We start from the raw sequence: 14,922 nt of genomic DNA on the forward strand, positions 1-14,922 counted from the left end.
TCATAAACGTACCGACAGGCCGTCGGCCAACGATTGCCGGTAGGCGCGCCAGGCCGGCACGCTGCCCATCAGCAGGGCTGCGACGAGAATACCGCCGAGCAGGGTCCATTCATATTCGCTCGGCAGCGACAGCGGCAGGTCCAGGCCGTAATTGGCCTGCAAATACCCGCGCGACGCGGCGATGCACACATACAGCAGCCCGACGCCGGCGATCACGCCGGACAGCGCCAGGGCAAAGGCTTCGAAGATCAGCAACGTCGCGATATGCCAGGGCCGCGCGCCCACCGAACGCAGGATCGCCATTTCCCGGCGGCGCTCATTGAGGCTGGTGAGGATCGCGGTGAGCATGCCGATCAAGCCGGTCAGCACCACGAACAGCGAGATCACGAACAGCGCTTTTTCAGCGGTGCCCATCATGCTCCACAACTCTTGCAGGGCCACGCCCGGCAGGATCGCCAGCATTGGTTCGCCACGGAATTCGTTGATCTCCCGTTGCAGGGCGAAGGTGGAGATCTTGTTGTTCAAGCCGAGCATGAACGCGGTGATGGCTTGGGGCGTCAGGTCCATGTTGCGGGCCTGGTCGGCGCTGATCCGGCCTTTGCCCTGGGCGGGTACGCCGTTGTGCCAGTCGATGTGAATCGCTTCCATGCCACCGAGGCTGATGTGCAGCGTGCGGTCCACCGGGGTACCGGTGCGCTTGAGGATGCCGACCACGGTGAACGGCTTGTCATCGTGTTTGACCAGGCTGACCACCGCCACGCCGTGGGCCAGCACCAGCTTGTCGCCCAGCTTGTAATGCAGTGCATCGGCCACTTCGGCGCCGAGCACCACTTCGAATGGATCGGTGGCGAAGGCGCGACCACTGGCCAGTTCAAGGTTCTGCCGGCGGCCGTATTGATAGTGTTCGAAATAGGATTCGTTGGTGCCCATCACGCGGTAGCCGCGGTGGGAGTCGCCGAGGGAAATCGGAATCGCCCATTTCACCTGCGGGTTGGCGGCGAAGTGCTCGTAGCTGTCCCAGCGAATATTATTGGTGGCGTTGCCGATGCGGAACACCGAATACAGCAGCAAATTCACCGAGCCGGAACGCGCGCCGACGATCAGGTCGGTGCCGCTGATGGTGCTGGCGAAGCTGGCGCGGGCTTCGGTGCGTACCCGTTCCACCGCCAGCAACAGACACACCGATAGGGCGATGGCGAAGGCGGTGAGGATCGCGGTAAAGCGGCGGTTAGCCAGGCTGGCCATGGCTAGTCGAAACAAATACATCTCAAACCTCTGCGGGCGTGGCGGCGCGATTGAGTTCGGCCAGCGACAGGTTGCGGTCGAACAGCGGCGCCAGGCTCTGGTCATGGCTGACGAACAGCAGGCTGGCGCCTGCTTCGCGGCATTCGGCGAACAACAACTGAATGAAGGCTTCCCGGGCGTCGTAGTCCAGGGCTGACGTCGGTTCGTCGGCGATCACCAGTTCCGGCTGGCCGATCAACGCGCGGGCGGCGGCCACCCGTTGTTGCTGGCCAATGGAGAGCGAGTCGGCGCGGCGTTCCAGCAGGTTCTTGTCCTTGAGGCCCAAGTGGGCGAGCAAGGTCGCGGCGGCCTGGTCGACGCTGCCGTGACGCTGGATTGCCCGTTGCGCCCGCAGCTTGGAAAAGTGGCAGGGCAGTTCGACGTTCTCGCGCACCGAAAGAAACGGCAGCAGGTTGAATTGCTGGAAGATGTAGCCGGTGTGGTCGACGCGGAAGCGGTCGCGGGCGCCGGCCGAGAGCTCGGTCAGCTCCTGGCCCAGCAGGCGAATACTGCCGCGACTGGGCTTTTGCACACCGCCCAGCAGGCCCAGCAGGGTGGTCTTGCCACTGCCGCTGGGGCCCTTGAGGAACAGGGTTTCCCCCGGCTCCAGGCGAAACGTCGGGATGTCCAGCAACTGTGGGTGACCCGGCCAGTTGAAGCCCAGGTCAGACAGTTCGATAAGTGCTTGGGTCATAGGGAGGTCAGTGGTCTGGCTCGATTTGGATGATGACACCGATCAACGGTAGGAGCTGGCTTGCCTGCGATGGCATCACCGCGGTGTTTCTGGAGCACCGCGGCGTCTGCATCGCAGGCAAGCCAGCTCCTACAGTGTGGTGTTTACATCAGAATTTCAGGGTGGCTGCCTGCGCGGTCGCTTCCACACCCTGCTGGCCGCTCGGGCCAATGAGTTGTACCTGAATTTTCTGGGTGGCGGGGAAGGTCTTGAACACCTGAGTCAGGTCGAGGTTGCTCAGGGCGGTCGGCGTGGCGCAGGTGAACTGGTAGTGAGCGTGGATTTCGCTGTGGTCGTGGTGGTGCTCGTGGGCGGCGGCGCCTTTGCCATCGGTGGCGTGGTCGTCATCGTCCTCATCGTGGTCGGCTTCAGGTTTGTCGCCGAACAGCGGGCTGTTCAGTTCCTGGGTGCTGATCACGCAACCGGCGGCCTTGGGCAGGCTGAACAGCACCAAGGGTTGCTCCAGTTGCTTGCGGGCGGCGGCGACCTTGGCTTTGTCGGCAGGGGTGGTGGCGAGGTGTTCAAAACCCACCAGGTTCATCGCCGGGCTGTCCAGTTCCAGCTCCAGGGCCTGGCCGTCGAGCACGGCGTTGAGGCGGCCGACACCGTGTTCGTGGGCTCCCAGGCTGCCGTGCTCGTGATCATGATCATGCTCGTCGGCTGCCTGGGCGATGGCCAGTGGCAACAGGGCGAACGGCAAAGCGAGCAGCAAACGGCGCATGGTGGAACTCCCGAACAAAGATGAAAGTTTTGTTATGTGATCTTATAACAATTTTGCGAGGAGTTTGACCGCCTGCTTGGCGTAGCGCAAGACGCGTGGGAGCATGCTCGTCAGAAAAGTGCGGGAGTAAGTGCGATGTTGAGAATTCGTGGAACCGTTGGCGACCTGCCAGTGGACTTGACCCTGGAGCTGGACGACGGCGACTGGGCCCGGCTGGGCGCGCAGTTGCAAGCCAGCAAACCGCCGAGTGCCGAGCCCGTGGTGGCGCCGGCCGCGGGTAACCTGGACGAGAGCCTGTGGCAGGCCGCCCAGGACTTGCTGCGCAAGGCCGGGCAACTCAACGGCCTGGAATTGCTTGATCAACTGGAAGGCTTGGCCGGCAGCGCCTCGGCGGGCAAGCGCCTGCTGGTGCGCCTGCGCCATAGCGCCAAGGTCAAGGTGGCCAGCGGCGGGGATACGCCGCTGTACAGTTGGATCGAGTAAGGCTTAATACAGCGCGGCGAACAGCTTGCGGCGGTACACCGTGACAAGCGGATGGTCGTTGCCGAGCAGTTCGAATACCTGCAACAGCGTCTTGTGGGGCAAGCCCTCGCTGTAGCTGCGGTTGCGGATGAACAGCTTGAGCAAGCCATCCAGCGCGGCGTCGTATTGCTGGCGCGCCAGTTGTTGTACGGCCAGTTGGTACACCGCCTCGTCATCCTGCGGGTTTTGCGCCAGGCGGGCCTTGAGATCTGCGGCGTCCGGCAGGTCGGCGGCCTGGCGCAGGAAGGTAATCTGCGCCTTGGCGCCGGCCAGTGCCGCCTTGTGATCATCGCTCTTGACGGCGTCGAGCACGGTTTGCGCTTCGCTCAGCTCACCGCGCTCGGCCAGGCAGCGTGCGTACAGGATCAGCGCAGCGGCGTTGGTGTTGTCTTCCCCGAGCAAGGTCACCAGCACGGCCTCGGCGTCGGTGATACGGCCTTCGGCAAACAACGCCTGGGCCTGCTCCAGTGGGTCGGCAGCGGCTGGCGGCGGCATCTGCACATGGGGCTCGAGCATCGCGCGCACGGCGGACTCGGGCTGCGCACCGGCAAACCCATCCACCGGCTGGCCATCCTTGAACAGCACCACGGTGGGCAGGCTGCGAATGCCAAAGCGCGAGACCACGTCCGGCTCGGCGTCGCAATCGACCTTGGCCAGCAGCAACTCACCCTGATAACTCTCGGCAATCTGCGCGAGCATCGGCATCAACGCCTTGCACGGCGCGCACCACTCGGCCCAGAAATCCACCAGCACGGGTTTTTCGAAGGAATTCTGGATCACGGCCTGGTCGAACGTGGCGGTGGTGGCGTCGAAGATGTACGGCGTGGGCTCACTCATGGGGTATCTCGAAGAAAGCAGGGGATGGGGCAACTATAAGGGTTGGTGGGGTTGGCTGAAAGCGGGGCGGTCTCAGGATCGCAATCGCAGGCAAGCCAGCTCCCACAGGGGAATGCATTTCAAATGTGGGAGCGGGCTTGCCCGCGATGCTCTCAAGCGCGCTGCGAGTGGTACAGGCTCACCTTGCGAAACTCCCAGGGCTCGGCCAGGTCGGGCAGTGTCAGGGCGTCGAGGATGCCCAGGCGCTGATAATCCGGGTGCTGGAAGTCCCGCACGCGGGAATCGGCCACCAGCGCTTCGCGGCCTCGAGTCAGGAATTCATCCAGCAGCGGCAGGTTCGCCCGGTCGTACAGCACATCGGCGACCAGGATCAGGTCGAACCGATCGGCCTCGGCGAAGAAGTCTGCGGAGTAACCCAGGGTCACGCCATTGAGTTCCGCATTCGCCCGGCAGGCAGCCAGGGCCAGCGGATCCAGGTCGCACGCCACCACTTCCAGCGCTCCGGCCTTTACCGAGGCAATCCCGGCAACGCCCGAACCTGCCCCGAAATCCAGCACTCGCTTGCCTGCCACCCACTCAGGGTTGGCCGCCAGATACCGGGCCAGCGCCAGGCCGCTGGCCCAGCAAAAACTCCAGTACGGCGGTTCATGCAGGATGCGTCGGGTTTCTTCGGGGCTGAAGGCGCGGTGCATGTTGTCGGCGTCCAGCAGCCACAACGACAACTCGGTGCCCGGCAGCGGGCAGGGCACCAGTTGGGCGTCGCCGATCAGTTCGCTCAGTGCGCGTTGCAGGTCCAGCGGTGGCGTCATGGTGCGGTAACGAGTTGCAGCGGCCCTGTGGTCTGGGTGATCGCTTGGGTGATACGCACGGGCGGCAGGTGCAGGATCAACTGGCCGGACTGGCTGGCACGGCCGCGCAGTTCAACGCGCCCGCCTGCCGGGAAGGCTTCAGGGTTGAAGCGCAGGCGGAAGGCCAACGGCTTGTTGTTGCCAATCAGCACGCTGCTGGCCAGCAGTTGTTGCGGGCGCGAGCGGTCGTCGATCACCAGCAGTGCCAGTTCGACTTCCGCACCGGCCGGTACGCCGTTCAATTGGCCGCTGACTTCACGCTGGTAGGCGGGCAGCGGGCCGAGGTCTTCTTCCACACCCGGGATTTTTTTCTCTTGTTGAGGGGCGGCAACCGGCGCGGCAGGTTTTGGGGCATGGCTGCTGCAGGCGACCAGAAAACCGAGCAACGTGAGCAAAACAAGTGGTCGTAACTGCATGTACGGCTCCAGAAAGGACAAAATCCGTGGCTTAAAAAATATGAAACATAATAGTCAGCCTATATACCGTAAAGGCTATGGCTTGTCTTGCCACAGGGATGCGCTACCATGGCCCTCCCATTTTTTGTTGCCTGCCACCATGCACTGTCCCTTCTGCGGTGCCAACGACACCAAGGTCATTGACTCGCGTCTGGTCGCCGAGGGCGAACAGGTGCGTCGCCGGCGTGAATGCCTGGCCTCTGGCTGCGGTGAACGTTTCACCACCTTCGAAACCGCCGAACTGGTATTGCCACGTCTGATCAAGACCGACGGCAGTCGCCAGCCTTTCGACGAAGAAAAACTGCGCGCCGGAATGCAGCGCGCCCTGGAAAAACGCCCGGTGAGTGTCGAGCGGCTGGAAGCGGCGCTGGTGCATATCAAGCACAAGCTGCGCGCCACTGGCGAGCGCGAAGTCAAATCCCTGGTGGTTGGAGAATTGGTGATGGGCGAGCTGCAAAAGCTCGACGAAGTCGCCTATATCCGTTTCGCCTCGGTGTATCGACGCTTCCAGGACCTCAACGAGTTCCGCGAAGAGATCGACCGCCTGGCCCGTGAGCCGGTAAAAGAATGAACCCACCTTCGGCAGAACAAGCGGTACTCGACGCTCATTACATGGCCCGTGCCCTGGAACTGGCGCGCAAGGGCCTGTACACCACCCACCCCAACCCCCGGGTTGGCTGCGTGATCGTGCGTGACGGGCAGGTTGTTGGCGAAGGCTGGCACGTGCGCACAGGCGAACCCCATGCGGAAGTCCATGCCCTGCGGGCGGCGGGCGACAAGGCCCGGGGCGCCACGGCCTACGTGACCCTTGAACCGTGCAGCCACCACGGGCATACGCCACCGTGCGCCGATGCCTTGGTGAATGCCGGTTTGGCCCGTGTGGTCGCGGCGATGCAGGACCCGAATCCGGAAGTCGCCGGGCGTGGCATGCGTCGCCTGGCCCAGGCCGGGATCGAGACGTACGCCGGCTTGCTGGAAAACGAAGCGCGGGCGCTCAACCCGGGCTTTCTCAAGCGCATGGAGCATGGCCTGCCGTTTGTGCGGGTCAAGTTGGCCATGAGCCTGGACGGTCGCACCGCCATGGCCAATGGCGAAAGCCAGTGGATCACCGGCCCGGCCGCCCGTGCCGCCGTGCAACGCCTGCGGGCCCAGGCCAGTGTGGTGCTCACCGGCGCCGACACCGTGCTGGCCGATGGCGCTCGCCTGACGGTGCGCGCCGCCGAGCTGGGGCTGGATGAAGAAACCACCGCCCTGGCCATGTCCCGTCCGCCGCTGCGCGTATTGATCGACGGCCGCCTGCGGGTGCCGCTGAATGCGCCGTTCTTCAAGGCCGGCCCCGCGCTGGTCATCACCTGCGTGACCCCGGACAACCAATACCCAACCGGCCCCGAGTGCCTGGTGGTGCCGGGCGTCGACGGTCAGGTCGACCTGCGTTCCGCGCTGGTGGCCCTGGCCGCCCGTGGCGTCAACGAGGTGTTGGTGGAGGCCGGCCCAAGCCTGGCCGGTGCCTTCGCCCAGCAAGGCCTGGTGGACGAATACGTGATATTCGTCGCCGGCAAGTTCCTCGGCTCCGCTGCCCGGCCTTTGCTGGACTGGCCGCTTGAGAAACTGGCCGACGCCCCCCAACTCAAGATCACTGAAATGCGCGCTGTGGGCGATGACTGGCGAGTCACTGCCATCCCCGTCCCTGCAGCGAGCGTATAATTCCCGGCCTGCGCCACGTCTTCAGGAGAACGGCATGTTCACCGGCATTATCGAATCCATCGGCAGCATCCGTGCAATGACCCCAAAAGGCGGCGACGTACGCCTGCTGGTTGAAACCGGCAAGCTCGACCTGAGCGACGTCAAACTGGGCGACAGCATCGCCGTCAGCGGTGTATGCCTGACCGTCATCGAGTTGCCTGGCAACGGCTTTGCCGCCGATGTCAGCCGGGAAACCCTGGACTGCACCGCGATGAACGACCTCAAGAGCGGCAGCCCGGTGAACCTGGAAAAAGCCCTGACCCCGACCACCCGCCTCGGTGGGCACCTGGTCAGCGGCCACGTCGACGGTGTCGGCGAAGTGGTTGCCCGCAGCGAAAATGCCCGCGCCGTGGAATTCCGCATCCGCGCGCCCAAGGAACTGGCCAAGTACATCGCCCACAAGGGCTCGATCACCGTCGACGGCACCAGCCTGACCGTGAACGCCGTGAATGGCGCCGAATTTGAACTGACCATCATTCCCCACACCCTGAGCGAAACCATCATGGCGTCGTACCAGCCGGGTCGCCGGGTGAACCTGGAAGTCGACTTGCTTGCCCGTTACCTGGAGCGCCTGTTGTTGGGCGATAAGGCCGCAGAGTCTGATTCTCTTCAAGGGCCCGCCGGTAACATCACTGAAAGTTTTTTAGCCGCTAACGGCTACCTTAAATCCTGACCCAAGGGGGTGCCGCGTGGCGCTCAACAGCATCGAAGAACTGGTTGAAGACATCCGCCAAGGCAAGATGGTTATCCTTATGGATGACGAAGACCGCGAAAACGAAGGCGACCTGATCATGGCCGCCGAGTGCTGCCAGCCGGAACACATCAACTTCATGGCCAAGCACGCCCGTGGCCTGATCTGCATGCCAATGAGCCGCGAGCGCTGCGAGCTGCTGAAGCTGCCGTTGATGGCGCCGCGCAATGGTTCGGGGTTTGGCACCAAGTTCACCGTGTCCATCGAAGCCACCACCGGTGTCACCACCGGCATCTCCGCTGCTGACCGCGCCCGCACCGTGCAAGCCGCTGCCGCGAAAGACGCCAAGGCCGAAGACATCGTCAGCCCTGGTCACATCTTTCCGCTGATGGCCCAACCGGGTGGCACCCTGGCTCGCGCCGGCCACACCGAAGCCGCCTGCGACCTGGCGCGCATGGCCGGTTTCGAGCCGAGCGGTGTGATCTGCGAAGTGATGAACGACGACGGCACCATGTCCCGTCGCGCCGAGCTGGAAGAGTTTGCCGCACTGCACAACATCAAGATCGGCACCATTGCCGACCTGATTCACTACCGGATGATCCACGAACGTACCGTTCAGCGGATTGCCGAGCAGCCGCTGGACAGTGAACTGGGCCAGTTCAACCTGGTGACCTATCGTGATTCCGTGGAAGGCGACGTGCACATGGCCCTGACCCTGGGCACCATCTGCGCTGAAGAACCGACCCTGGTACGGGTGCACAACATGGACCCGCTGCGCGACCTGCTGATGGTCAAGCAACCGGGGCGCTGGAGCCTGCGGGCCGCGATGTCTGCGGTGTCCGAGGCGGGCAGCGGCGTGGTATTGCTGCTGGGTAATCCGGTGGATGGCGACGTGTTGCTGGCGCATATCCGTGAAACCGCCGACCACGTGCCGGTGAAAAAACCGACCACCTACAGCATCGTCGGGGCCGGTTCGCAGATCCTGCGGGACCTGGGCGTACGCAAAATGCGCCTGATGAGTGCGCCAATGAAATTTAATGCCATATCCGGTTTCGACCTGGAAGTAGTAGAATACGTGCCCTCCGAATAAAGGCCGGCGTTGTTTACCCCTTGTTCGCGGTTCAAATATCACTGAGGGGCGCGCACTTAGCGCGTCCCGGCTCTTTAAGAGATTTGTCGAATGACCCTGAAGACCATCGAAGGTACCTTCATCGCCCCCAAAGGCCGCTATGCCCTGGTGGTTGGCCGCTTCAACAGCTTCGTGGTTGAAAGCCTGGTAAGCGGTGCCGTGGATGCCCTGGTTCGCCACGGTGTGAGCGAAAGCGACATCACCATTATCCGCGCTCCTGGCGCCTTCGAAATTCCACTGGTTGCGCAGAAAGTTGCACAGCAGGGTGAATACGCGGCGATCATCGCCCTGGGCGCGGTCATTCGTGGCGGTACTCCGCACTTCGAATACGTGGCTGGCGAATGCACCAAGGGCCTGGCCCAGGTGTCCATGGAGTTCGGCGTGCCGGTCGCCTTCGGCGTGCTGACCGTTGATTCCATCGAGCAAGCCATCGAACGTTCCGGCACCAAGGCCGGTAACAAAGGTGCCGAAGCTGCCCTGTCCGCCCTGGAAATGGTCAGCTTGCTGGCACAGTTGGAGGCCAAGTGATTAGCGACGACAGCGATCAGTTCAACCCCCAGGACCCGCGCGCAGCAGACGCCGGCAAGCCCTCGAAAAGCGAAAAGCGTCGTTCGGCTCGTCAGCTCGCCACCCAGGCGCTGTACCAGCGTCATATGGCCGGCACTTCGCTTAACGAGATTGAAGCGCAATTTCGCGTCGATAACGACTTCACGTTTGCCGACCAGAGCTACTTCCACGACATCCTGCACGGCGTTCCGGCCAACCTGGACGAGATCGATGCTGCGTTGTCGCCGTGCCTGGACCTGACCCTCGAAGAGCTGGATCCGGTTGAACTGGCCGTACTGCGCCTGTCCACCTGGGAACTGCTCAAGCGCGTCGACGTACCGTACCGCGTAGTGATCAACGAAGGGATCGAACTGGCGAAAGTCTACGGTTCCACCGACGGTCACAAGTTCGTCAACGGCGTGCTCGACAAGCTGGCCCCGCGCCTGCGTGAAGCCGAAGTGAAGGCGTACAAGCGCTAACTGGCGCTTGCTGACGCAATGGGCGAGTTTGAGCTGATCCGCAACTACTTCGCCGCCGCGCCCTGTGCGCAAGGCGGCGAAGGCATTGCACTGGGGATTGGCGACGACTGCGCCTTGCTGGCGGTTCCTCCCGGGGAACAGCTGGCGATTTCCACTGATACTTTGGTGGCCGGCGTGCATTTTGCCGACCCCTGCGATCCGTTTCTGCTCGGCCAGCGCTCGCTGGCCGTGGCAGTCAGTGACCTGGCAGCCATGGGCGCCAACCCCCTCGCGTTTACCCTTGCCCTGACCACCCCGACGGTTGATGCCCATTGGCTGCAACGCTATGCCCAGGGTTTGAACGCCATGGCCCAGAGTTGCGGTGTGGTTCTGGTGGGTGGCGACACTACCCGTGGGCCGCTGAGCCTGACCCTCACCGTGTTTGGCCGGGTGCCGGCGGGCCAGGCCTTGACCCGCAGCGGTGCGCGGCCCGGCGACTTGCTGTGTGTCGGCGGTGAGCTGGGCAATGCGGCAGGCGCATTGCCGCTGGTACTGGGGCAGCGCACGGCAGAGGCCGCTGTCGCCGAGCCGTTGCTGGCCCATTACTGGTCGCCGCAACCCCAGTTGGCGCTGGGCCTGGCGTTGCGGGGCAAGGCGACGTCTGCCATGGATATTTCCGACGGCCTTCTGGCTGATTGCGGGCATATCGCCAAGGCGTCGGCTGTCAGTTTGTTGATCGAGCAGCAAAAGCTGCCGTTGTCGGCGGCCTTGCTCGCCTTTGTCGGCGACGCGGATGCGCGGGTAGCCGCGTTGAGCGGCGGGGACGACTACGTACTGGCGTTCACCTTGCCACCTGCCGAACTGGCACCGTTGTTGGCTGCCGGTGCGCCGGTCCATGTGATTGGCCGGGTCGAGCCGGGGCAGGGCGTTACCCTGCTGGACGCGGCTGGCCAGGACATCACCCCCGCCATCCGTGGCTATCAACATTTCTGAAAGGCATAGAACCAGGCTGAAGGCCAATCGAACCTATTGATCTTTATCAGCGACAATTCAGCTTAAGCGTCTGTAGGAACCTGCTGTTACAATCTATCCCCTGTGAAATCAGAAATCAGGAGCACACGGTGCCCGTCGTTTTCGTTGCCGCTTCCAAGCTGCCAACCCCTTTTGCCACGTTCACCATGAATGGTTTTCTTGAAGAAACCACCGGGCGCGAACACGTTGTTCTGAGCCTCGGTGACGTGGCGGACGGCGCTCCGGTGCTCGGTCGCGTGCACTCCGAGTGCCTGACCGGCGATGCCCTGTTCAGCCAGCGCTGTGACTGCGGTTCGCAACTGGAAGCCGCCATGCAGGCCATCGCCCGCGAAGGCCGTGGCGTGTTGCTGTACTTGCGTCAGGAAGGCCGTGGCATTGGCCTGCTGAACAAGATCCGCGCCTATGAGCTGCAGGATGGCGGGGCCGACACCGTAGAAGCCAACGAGCGCCTGGGTTTTGCTGCTGACCAGCGTGACTACGGGATCTGCCTGCCGATGCTCCAGCACCTGGGCGTCAAATCCCTGCGCCTGATGACCAACAACCCACGCAAGGTCAAAGCCTTGACCGACATGGGCATCACCGTCGCCGAGCGCGTGCCGCTGCACACCGGCCACAACCCGCATAACAAGCTGTACCTGGCCACCAAGGCCAGCAAGCTCGACCACATGATGGGCAACGAGCACCAGGGCGAGGTCGACCGGGCGTGACGCGCGGCCAGGTCAAGCGGCGACTGTCGTTTAACTGGTGGCAATACCTGGCGTTGGCGCTGGTGCCGTTGTTTGTGATCAACCTGGTGTTTGGCAAGGCCGAGCCCTTGCTGCCGGTGCTGGCGATGCCGTTTTTCATCGCCGGCGTGGCCTCGATGTTTGTCAGCCTGCGTTACTTCCATGGCTATAAACACGCGCTGATCGCCACCGGCAAAGCCCTCGATACCCCTGAAGAACCGGCTGCCTGGATCACCCTCGCGGCCCGTCGCCGTGTGGCCTTGCTGGTGGCCTCACTGCCGGCCTGGATCGGCGCACTGGCGGTGTTTGTCGGGTTGGAAGCGGTGCCGCTGTTTCTGCTGGCGCTGTCGACCCTGGTGCTGTTCTACCTCTATCGCATTCCGCGTCAGTTGGGTTGATGCGCGCCTGGCTGGCGGTGTTGCTGCTGGTCGTCACGGCCCAGGCTGCGGCGGTCGAGCGGGTTGTCAGCCTGGCGCCTTCCTTGTCTGAAATCGTCGTTGAGCTGGGCGCTGCTGATTTGCTGGTAGGCGTGCTGGATGGCGGCGAGCGTCCACAGGCCTTGGCGAATGTGCCTTCGGTGGGAAGCTACGGGCAGTTGGACATGGAACGGCTGCTCAGCCTCAAGCCGGACTTGATCCTGCTCTGGCCCGGCAGCGTCGGCCCGGCCCAGCGTGAGCAGCTCCAACGCCTGAACATCCCGGTGTTTGTCGCCGAACCCCACAGCCTCGAACAACTCACCTCGCAAGTTGAAACCATCGGCCGGCAACTGGGGCGGGCTGATGCCGGTCGGCAATTGGCCGCGCAGCTGCGTCAGCGCCTGGCCGAGTTGCGCTTGCGCTATCACCGGGCCGAGCCGTTGCGGGTGTTTTATCAGGTGTGGAACCAGCCGCTGTACACCGTGGGCGGCGGGCAGATCATCAGCGACGCGCTGAGTGTGTGCGGCGCGCGTAATGTGTTCGATGATCTGAAATTACCGGCACCGCAGGTCAGCATTGAGTCGGTGCTGCAGCGCGATCCCGAGGTGATTCTGGCGGGTGATCAATCGCAACTGGATGCGTGGAAGGCCTGGCCCCAAGTGGCGGCAGTGGCGAACGGGCATTTGCTGGTGGTGCCCGACAAGGGCCTGGAACGGCCCAGCGGGCAGATGCTGGAAGCGGTGGCGCGGTTGTGTCAGGTGATTGCACCGGGGCTGTGAGACCGCTATCGCAGGCAAGCCAGCTCCCACATTTGACCGAGTCGTCTGGATAAACACGGTCCCCTGTGGGAGCCGGGCTTGCCCGCGATGAGGCCGGAGCAGACGACTTAGAGTTCTGGTGTCCAGGTCATTCCGAACATCAGCGCCCGGCCTTCTTCCCGATAGCCATATTGCTGGCCTTGATACTGATACAGCGCCCGGCTGTATTCTTTGTTCAGCAGGTTATCGAGCTTCATTTCCAGTGTGACCTCACGATTCACCGCCCAACTGCCCCGTAGTCCGAGTAAACCGTACCCGTCCAGGCGTTGCTGGTTCGCCGCATCGTCGTAGCTGCTGCTCACCGCTTGCCAACTGGCGCCGACGCCGAACTGATCGAATTGGCGGTCCAGGTCCAGGCTCAGGGTGCGCTTGGCTCGACGGGCCAGTGTGCGCCCGGTGTCGCGGTCCCGTGGGTCGATCAGTGCGATACCGAGGCTGCTTTGCCAGCCGAACAGCTCTTGCTTGAGCGCCGCTTCAAAGCCGTTGATGCGCGCGGAGCTGACGTTTTGCGGGCCATTGCTGGCGAACACGATCGCATCCTGAATATCGGTGCGGTACAGCGAGGCTTCCAGTCGGCTGGTGTCGCTCAGTTGGCTGCGCCACTGCACTTCGTAGCTTTTCGAGGTTTCGGGCTTGAGGTTCGGGTTGCTGTTTTTGAAGCCGAATTCGTCCGGGTAGTAGAGGTCGTTGAACGTCGGTGCGCGGAAGCCTTCGCTGTAGCTCAGCAACAGGTCATTGTCCGGGTTCAGCGGCAGGGTGAAGGTGCCGCTCCAGCTGTTGTGGCCGCCGAACTGTTGGTTCTGGTCGCGGCGCAGGCCCAGTTCTGTGGAGAAAGATTGCGCCTGGAAACGGTGCTGGATAAACGCGGCCCTATTCCAGCGACTGTCTTCGGCGAACGCGGTGCTGCTGTTGACCCGGTCCTCGTACCAGTCGCCGCCCAGGATCAGGCTGTTCTGCTCGTTGAGAGTGAGGTCGTTTTGCCAGTTCAGCGAGTTGCGGTAGGTGTTGAACACGCTGCGCTCGGTGCTGAGCTTGTCCCGGGTTTCTTCGCGGTTCTCGCTGTGGCCTGCTTCCAGCCGGGACTTCCACGCGTCATTGATGCGCGCGTCGACATAGCTGCTGACGCTGCTTACGGTGAAGTTGGAATAGGGCTTTTGCTGGAAGCTTTGGAAGGTGGTCGTATCGAAGCGACCGAACGGATTGTCGAATTCGCTTTTGCCACGATTATCCAGCACGTTTACACCCGCTTCGAGGTCATCGTTGAAGGCATGGCTCAGGCTGAAACTGGTGGACTGGTTGCGATAGGCGTCATGGTCGCGGTCGCTGGGGTACGAGGCATACGTGCGATTGATCCCGGCGGTGTCATCCAGGCTGGCGCCGAGGTTGAAGCGGGTTTTCTCGTCACCGCCGGACAGGCCCAGGCTGCGCTCCCACGTCTGGTTGCTGCCAAAACCCACATGCAGGCGGGGTTGCAGGCCGGACTCGTTGCTGCGCCGGGTAAAGATCTGGATCACCCCGCCAATCGCATCGCTGCCGTAGATCACCGAGCGCGAACCGCGCAGCACTTCCACCCGTTCGATCTGTTGGATGTTCAGGTGCTGCAGGTTGCTGTCGCCGGAGGTCGAGTTGCCAATGCGCTGGCCATCGACCAACACCAGGCTTTGGGCCGATTTGGTGCCTCGAATGTAAATGCTTGCCAGGCTGCCACGGCCACCGGCTTGTGAAACCTGTACGCCGGGCACGCGGCTCAACAGGTCGGTCACGCTGGTGGGTTGCAGGCGGTCGATGTCGTCGCGGGTAAAGATGGTGTTGGCGGCGCTGCTGTCGTTGCGCGCCTGGACCTGGCGGTTGGCACTGATCACCACATCGGGCAGCTTCAGGGCTTGGTCGCGTTCGAAGCTGTCGGCGAGCAGGTCGGTGGCTGGCAATAACAGAAGGGGCAGGGCAAGGCGAAGGCGGTTCAT

General features: G+C 63.0%; 18 protein-coding genes. 11 read left to right on the top strand and 7 right to left on the bottom strand.

The features are described from left to right. From ACUN0G_RS16660 to ACUN0G_RS16670, 3 genes are all read right to left on the bottom strand, one after another. On the bottom strand, nucleotides 1-1,266 hold the full coding sequence (locus ACUN0G_RS16660) for an ABC transporter permease (RefSeq protein ID WP_258348457.1): 1,266 nt from the start codon (nucleotides 1,264-1,266) through the stop codon (nucleotides 1-3). A gap of 1 nt (nucleotide 1,267) precedes the next feature. Then, the gene (locus tag ACUN0G_RS16665) at nucleotides 1,268-1,978 is read right to left on the bottom strand and encodes an ABC transporter ATP-binding protein (protein WP_017476296.1); all 711 of its coding nucleotides are present in this window, start codon (nucleotides 1,976-1,978) and stop codon (nucleotides 1,268-1,270) included. Between the two features lie 148 nt (nucleotides 1,979-2,126). Beyond that, a complete protein-coding gene (locus ACUN0G_RS16670; RefSeq protein ID WP_017476295.1) occupies nucleotides 2,127-2,738 on the bottom strand; it encodes a DUF2796 domain-containing protein in 612 nt (203 codons plus the stop codon). 135 nt (nucleotides 2,739-2,873) lie between these two features. On the opposite strand from ACUN0G_RS16670, the gene ACUN0G_RS16675 reads away from it, so the two are divergent. Further along, nucleotides 2,874-3,221: a hypothetical protein gene (locus ACUN0G_RS16675; protein WP_102369989.1), complete on the top strand. Its 348-nt coding sequence runs from the start codon at nucleotides 2,874-2,876 to the stop codon at nucleotides 3,219-3,221. A 3-nt stretch (nucleotides 3,222-3,224) separates the two neighbouring features. Here ACUN0G_RS16675 and trxA read toward each other — a convergent pair whose 3' ends face one another. The 3 genes from trxA to ACUN0G_RS16690 all read right to left on the bottom strand — a co-directional run bounded on the left by trxA (nucleotide 3,225) and on the right by ACUN0G_RS16690 (nucleotide 5,361). After that, entirely contained in the window at nucleotides 3,225-4,097 is an 873-nt protein-coding gene (trxA, locus tag ACUN0G_RS16680) for a thioredoxin (RefSeq protein WP_445573842.1), read from the bottom strand. 152 nt (nucleotides 4,098-4,249) lie between these two features. Beyond that, nucleotides 4,250-4,906: a class I SAM-dependent methyltransferase gene (locus ACUN0G_RS16685; RefSeq protein ID WP_445573843.1), complete on the bottom strand. Its 657-nt coding sequence runs from the start codon at nucleotides 4,904-4,906 to the stop codon at nucleotides 4,250-4,252. Further along, nucleotides 4,903-5,361: a YbaY family lipoprotein gene (locus ACUN0G_RS16690; protein WP_421524789.1), complete on the bottom strand. Its 459-nt coding sequence runs from the start codon at nucleotides 5,359-5,361 to the stop codon at nucleotides 4,903-4,905. The genes ACUN0G_RS16685 and ACUN0G_RS16690 overlap by 4 nt, the downstream gene beginning before the upstream one ends. 139 nt (nucleotides 5,362-5,500) lie before the next feature. On the opposite strand from ACUN0G_RS16690, the gene nrdR reads away from it, so the two are divergent. The 10 genes from nrdR to ACUN0G_RS16740 all read left to right on the top strand — a co-directional run bounded on the left by nrdR (nucleotide 5,501) and on the right by ACUN0G_RS16740 (nucleotide 12,919). Continuing rightward, a complete protein-coding gene (gene nrdR / locus ACUN0G_RS16695) occupies nucleotides 5,501-5,971 on the top strand; it encodes a transcriptional regulator NrdR (RefSeq protein ID WP_003209990.1) in 471 nt (156 codons plus the stop codon). Next, nucleotides 5,968-7,104 carry a bifunctional diaminohydroxyphosphoribosylaminopyrimidine deaminase/5-amino-6-(5-phosphoribosylamino)uracil reductase RibD gene (gene ribD, locus ACUN0G_RS16700; RefSeq protein WP_445573844.1) on the top strand — a complete coding sequence of 379 codons (1,137 nt, stop codon included), beginning with the start codon at nucleotides 5,968-5,970 and terminating at the stop codon, nucleotides 7,102-7,104. Before nrdR ends, ribD begins: the two co-directional genes overlap by 4 nt. A gap of 34 nt (nucleotides 7,105-7,138) precedes the next feature. Then, entirely contained in the window at nucleotides 7,139-7,816 is a 678-nt protein-coding gene (locus tag ACUN0G_RS16705; protein WP_003209988.1) for a riboflavin synthase, read from the top strand. Nucleotides 7,817-7,832: 16 nt separating this feature from the next. After that, on the top strand, nucleotides 7,833-8,924 hold the full coding sequence (ribBA, locus tag ACUN0G_RS16710; protein ID WP_294739054.1) for a bifunctional 3,4-dihydroxy-2-butanone-4-phosphate synthase/GTP cyclohydrolase II: 1,092 nt from the start codon (nucleotides 7,833-7,835) through the stop codon (nucleotides 8,922-8,924). A 90-nt stretch (nucleotides 8,925-9,014) separates the two neighbouring features. Next, the gene (gene ribH / locus ACUN0G_RS16715; protein WP_003209986.1) at nucleotides 9,015-9,491 is read left to right on the top strand and encodes a 6,7-dimethyl-8-ribityllumazine synthase; all 477 of its coding nucleotides are present in this window, start codon (nucleotides 9,015-9,017) and stop codon (nucleotides 9,489-9,491) included. Then, the gene (nusB, locus tag ACUN0G_RS16720; RefSeq protein WP_421524786.1) at nucleotides 9,488-9,988 is read left to right on the top strand and encodes a transcription antitermination factor NusB; all 501 of its coding nucleotides are present in this window, start codon (nucleotides 9,488-9,490) and stop codon (nucleotides 9,986-9,988) included. The genes ribH and nusB overlap by 4 nt, the downstream gene beginning before the upstream one ends. A gap of 18 nt (nucleotides 9,989-10,006) precedes the next feature. Beyond that, nucleotides 10,007-10,960, top strand: coding sequence for a thiamine-phosphate kinase (gene thiL, locus ACUN0G_RS16725; RefSeq protein WP_445573845.1), 954 nt, complete (start codon nucleotides 10,007-10,009; stop codon nucleotides 10,958-10,960). A gap of 128 nt (nucleotides 10,961-11,088) precedes the next feature. Beyond that, a complete protein-coding gene (ribA, locus tag ACUN0G_RS16730; RefSeq protein WP_063026867.1) occupies nucleotides 11,089-11,706 on the top strand; it encodes a GTP cyclohydrolase II in 618 nt (205 codons plus the stop codon). Continuing rightward, nucleotides 11,703-12,122 carry a nuclear FMR1 interacting 1 family protein gene (locus ACUN0G_RS16735; RefSeq protein ID WP_258348444.1) on the top strand — a complete coding sequence of 140 codons (420 nt, stop codon included), beginning with the start codon at nucleotides 11,703-11,705 and terminating at the stop codon, nucleotides 12,120-12,122. Before ribA ends, ACUN0G_RS16735 begins: the two co-directional genes overlap by 4 nt. Then, nucleotides 12,122-12,919, top strand: coding sequence for a cobalamin-binding protein (locus ACUN0G_RS16740; RefSeq protein WP_445573846.1), 798 nt, complete (start codon nucleotides 12,122-12,124; stop codon nucleotides 12,917-12,919). Before ACUN0G_RS16735 ends, ACUN0G_RS16740 begins: the two co-directional genes overlap by 1 nt. Before the next feature lie 107 nt (nucleotides 12,920-13,026). On the opposite strand, the gene ACUN0G_RS16745 is transcribed toward ACUN0G_RS16740, so the two are convergent. Beyond that, entirely contained in the window at nucleotides 13,027-14,922 is a 1,896-nt protein-coding gene (locus tag ACUN0G_RS16745; RefSeq protein ID WP_445573847.1) for a TonB-dependent receptor domain-containing protein, read from the bottom strand.

Source organism: Pseudomonas sp. 32A (genome assembly GCF_052682255.1).

Coding starts and splice junctions, on each gene's coding strand:
- ACUN0G_RS16670 (WP_017476295.1), bottom strand. CDS start 2,738: ATGCGCCGTTTGCTGCTCGCTTTGCCGTTCGCCCTGTTGCCACTGGCC.
- ACUN0G_RS16745 (WP_445573847.1), bottom strand. CDS start 14,922: ATGAACCGCCTTCGCCTTGCCCTGCCCCTTCTGTTATTGCCAGCCACC.
- nrdR (WP_003209990.1), top strand. CDS start 5,501: ATGCACTGTCCCTTCTGCGGTGCCAACGACACCAAGGTCATTGACTCG.
- ACUN0G_RS16690 (WP_421524789.1), bottom strand. CDS start 5,361: ATGCAGTTACGACCACTTGTTTTGCTCACGTTGCTCGGTTTTCTGGTC.
- thiL (WP_445573845.1), top strand. CDS start 10,007: ATGGGCGAGTTTGAGCTGATCCGCAACTACTTCGCCGCCGCGCCCTGT.
- ACUN0G_RS16660 (WP_258348457.1), bottom strand. CDS start 1,266: ATGTATTTGTTTCGACTAGCCATGGCCAGCCTGGCTAACCGCCGCTTT.
- trxA (WP_445573842.1), bottom strand. CDS start 4,097: ATGAGTGAGCCCACGCCGTACATCTTCGACGCCACCACCGCCACGTTC.
- ACUN0G_RS16665 (WP_017476296.1), bottom strand. CDS start 1,978: ATGACCCAAGCACTTATCGAACTGTCTGACCTGGGCTTCAACTGGCCG.
- ACUN0G_RS16675 (WP_102369989.1), top strand. CDS start 2,874: ATGTTGAGAATTCGTGGAACCGTTGGCGACCTGCCAGTGGACTTGACC.
- ribH (WP_003209986.1), top strand. CDS start 9,015: ATGACCCTGAAGACCATCGAAGGTACCTTCATCGCCCCCAAAGGCCGC.
- ACUN0G_RS16705 (WP_003209988.1), top strand. CDS start 7,139: ATGTTCACCGGCATTATCGAATCCATCGGCAGCATCCGTGCAATGACC.
- ACUN0G_RS16740 (WP_445573846.1), top strand. CDS start 12,122: ATGCGCGCCTGGCTGGCGGTGTTGCTGCTGGTCGTCACGGCCCAGGCT.
- ribD (WP_445573844.1), top strand. CDS start 5,968: ATGAACCCACCTTCGGCAGAACAAGCGGTACTCGACGCTCATTACATG.
- ACUN0G_RS16685 (WP_445573843.1), bottom strand. CDS start 4,906: ATGACGCCACCGCTGGACCTGCAACGCGCACTGAGCGAACTGATCGGC.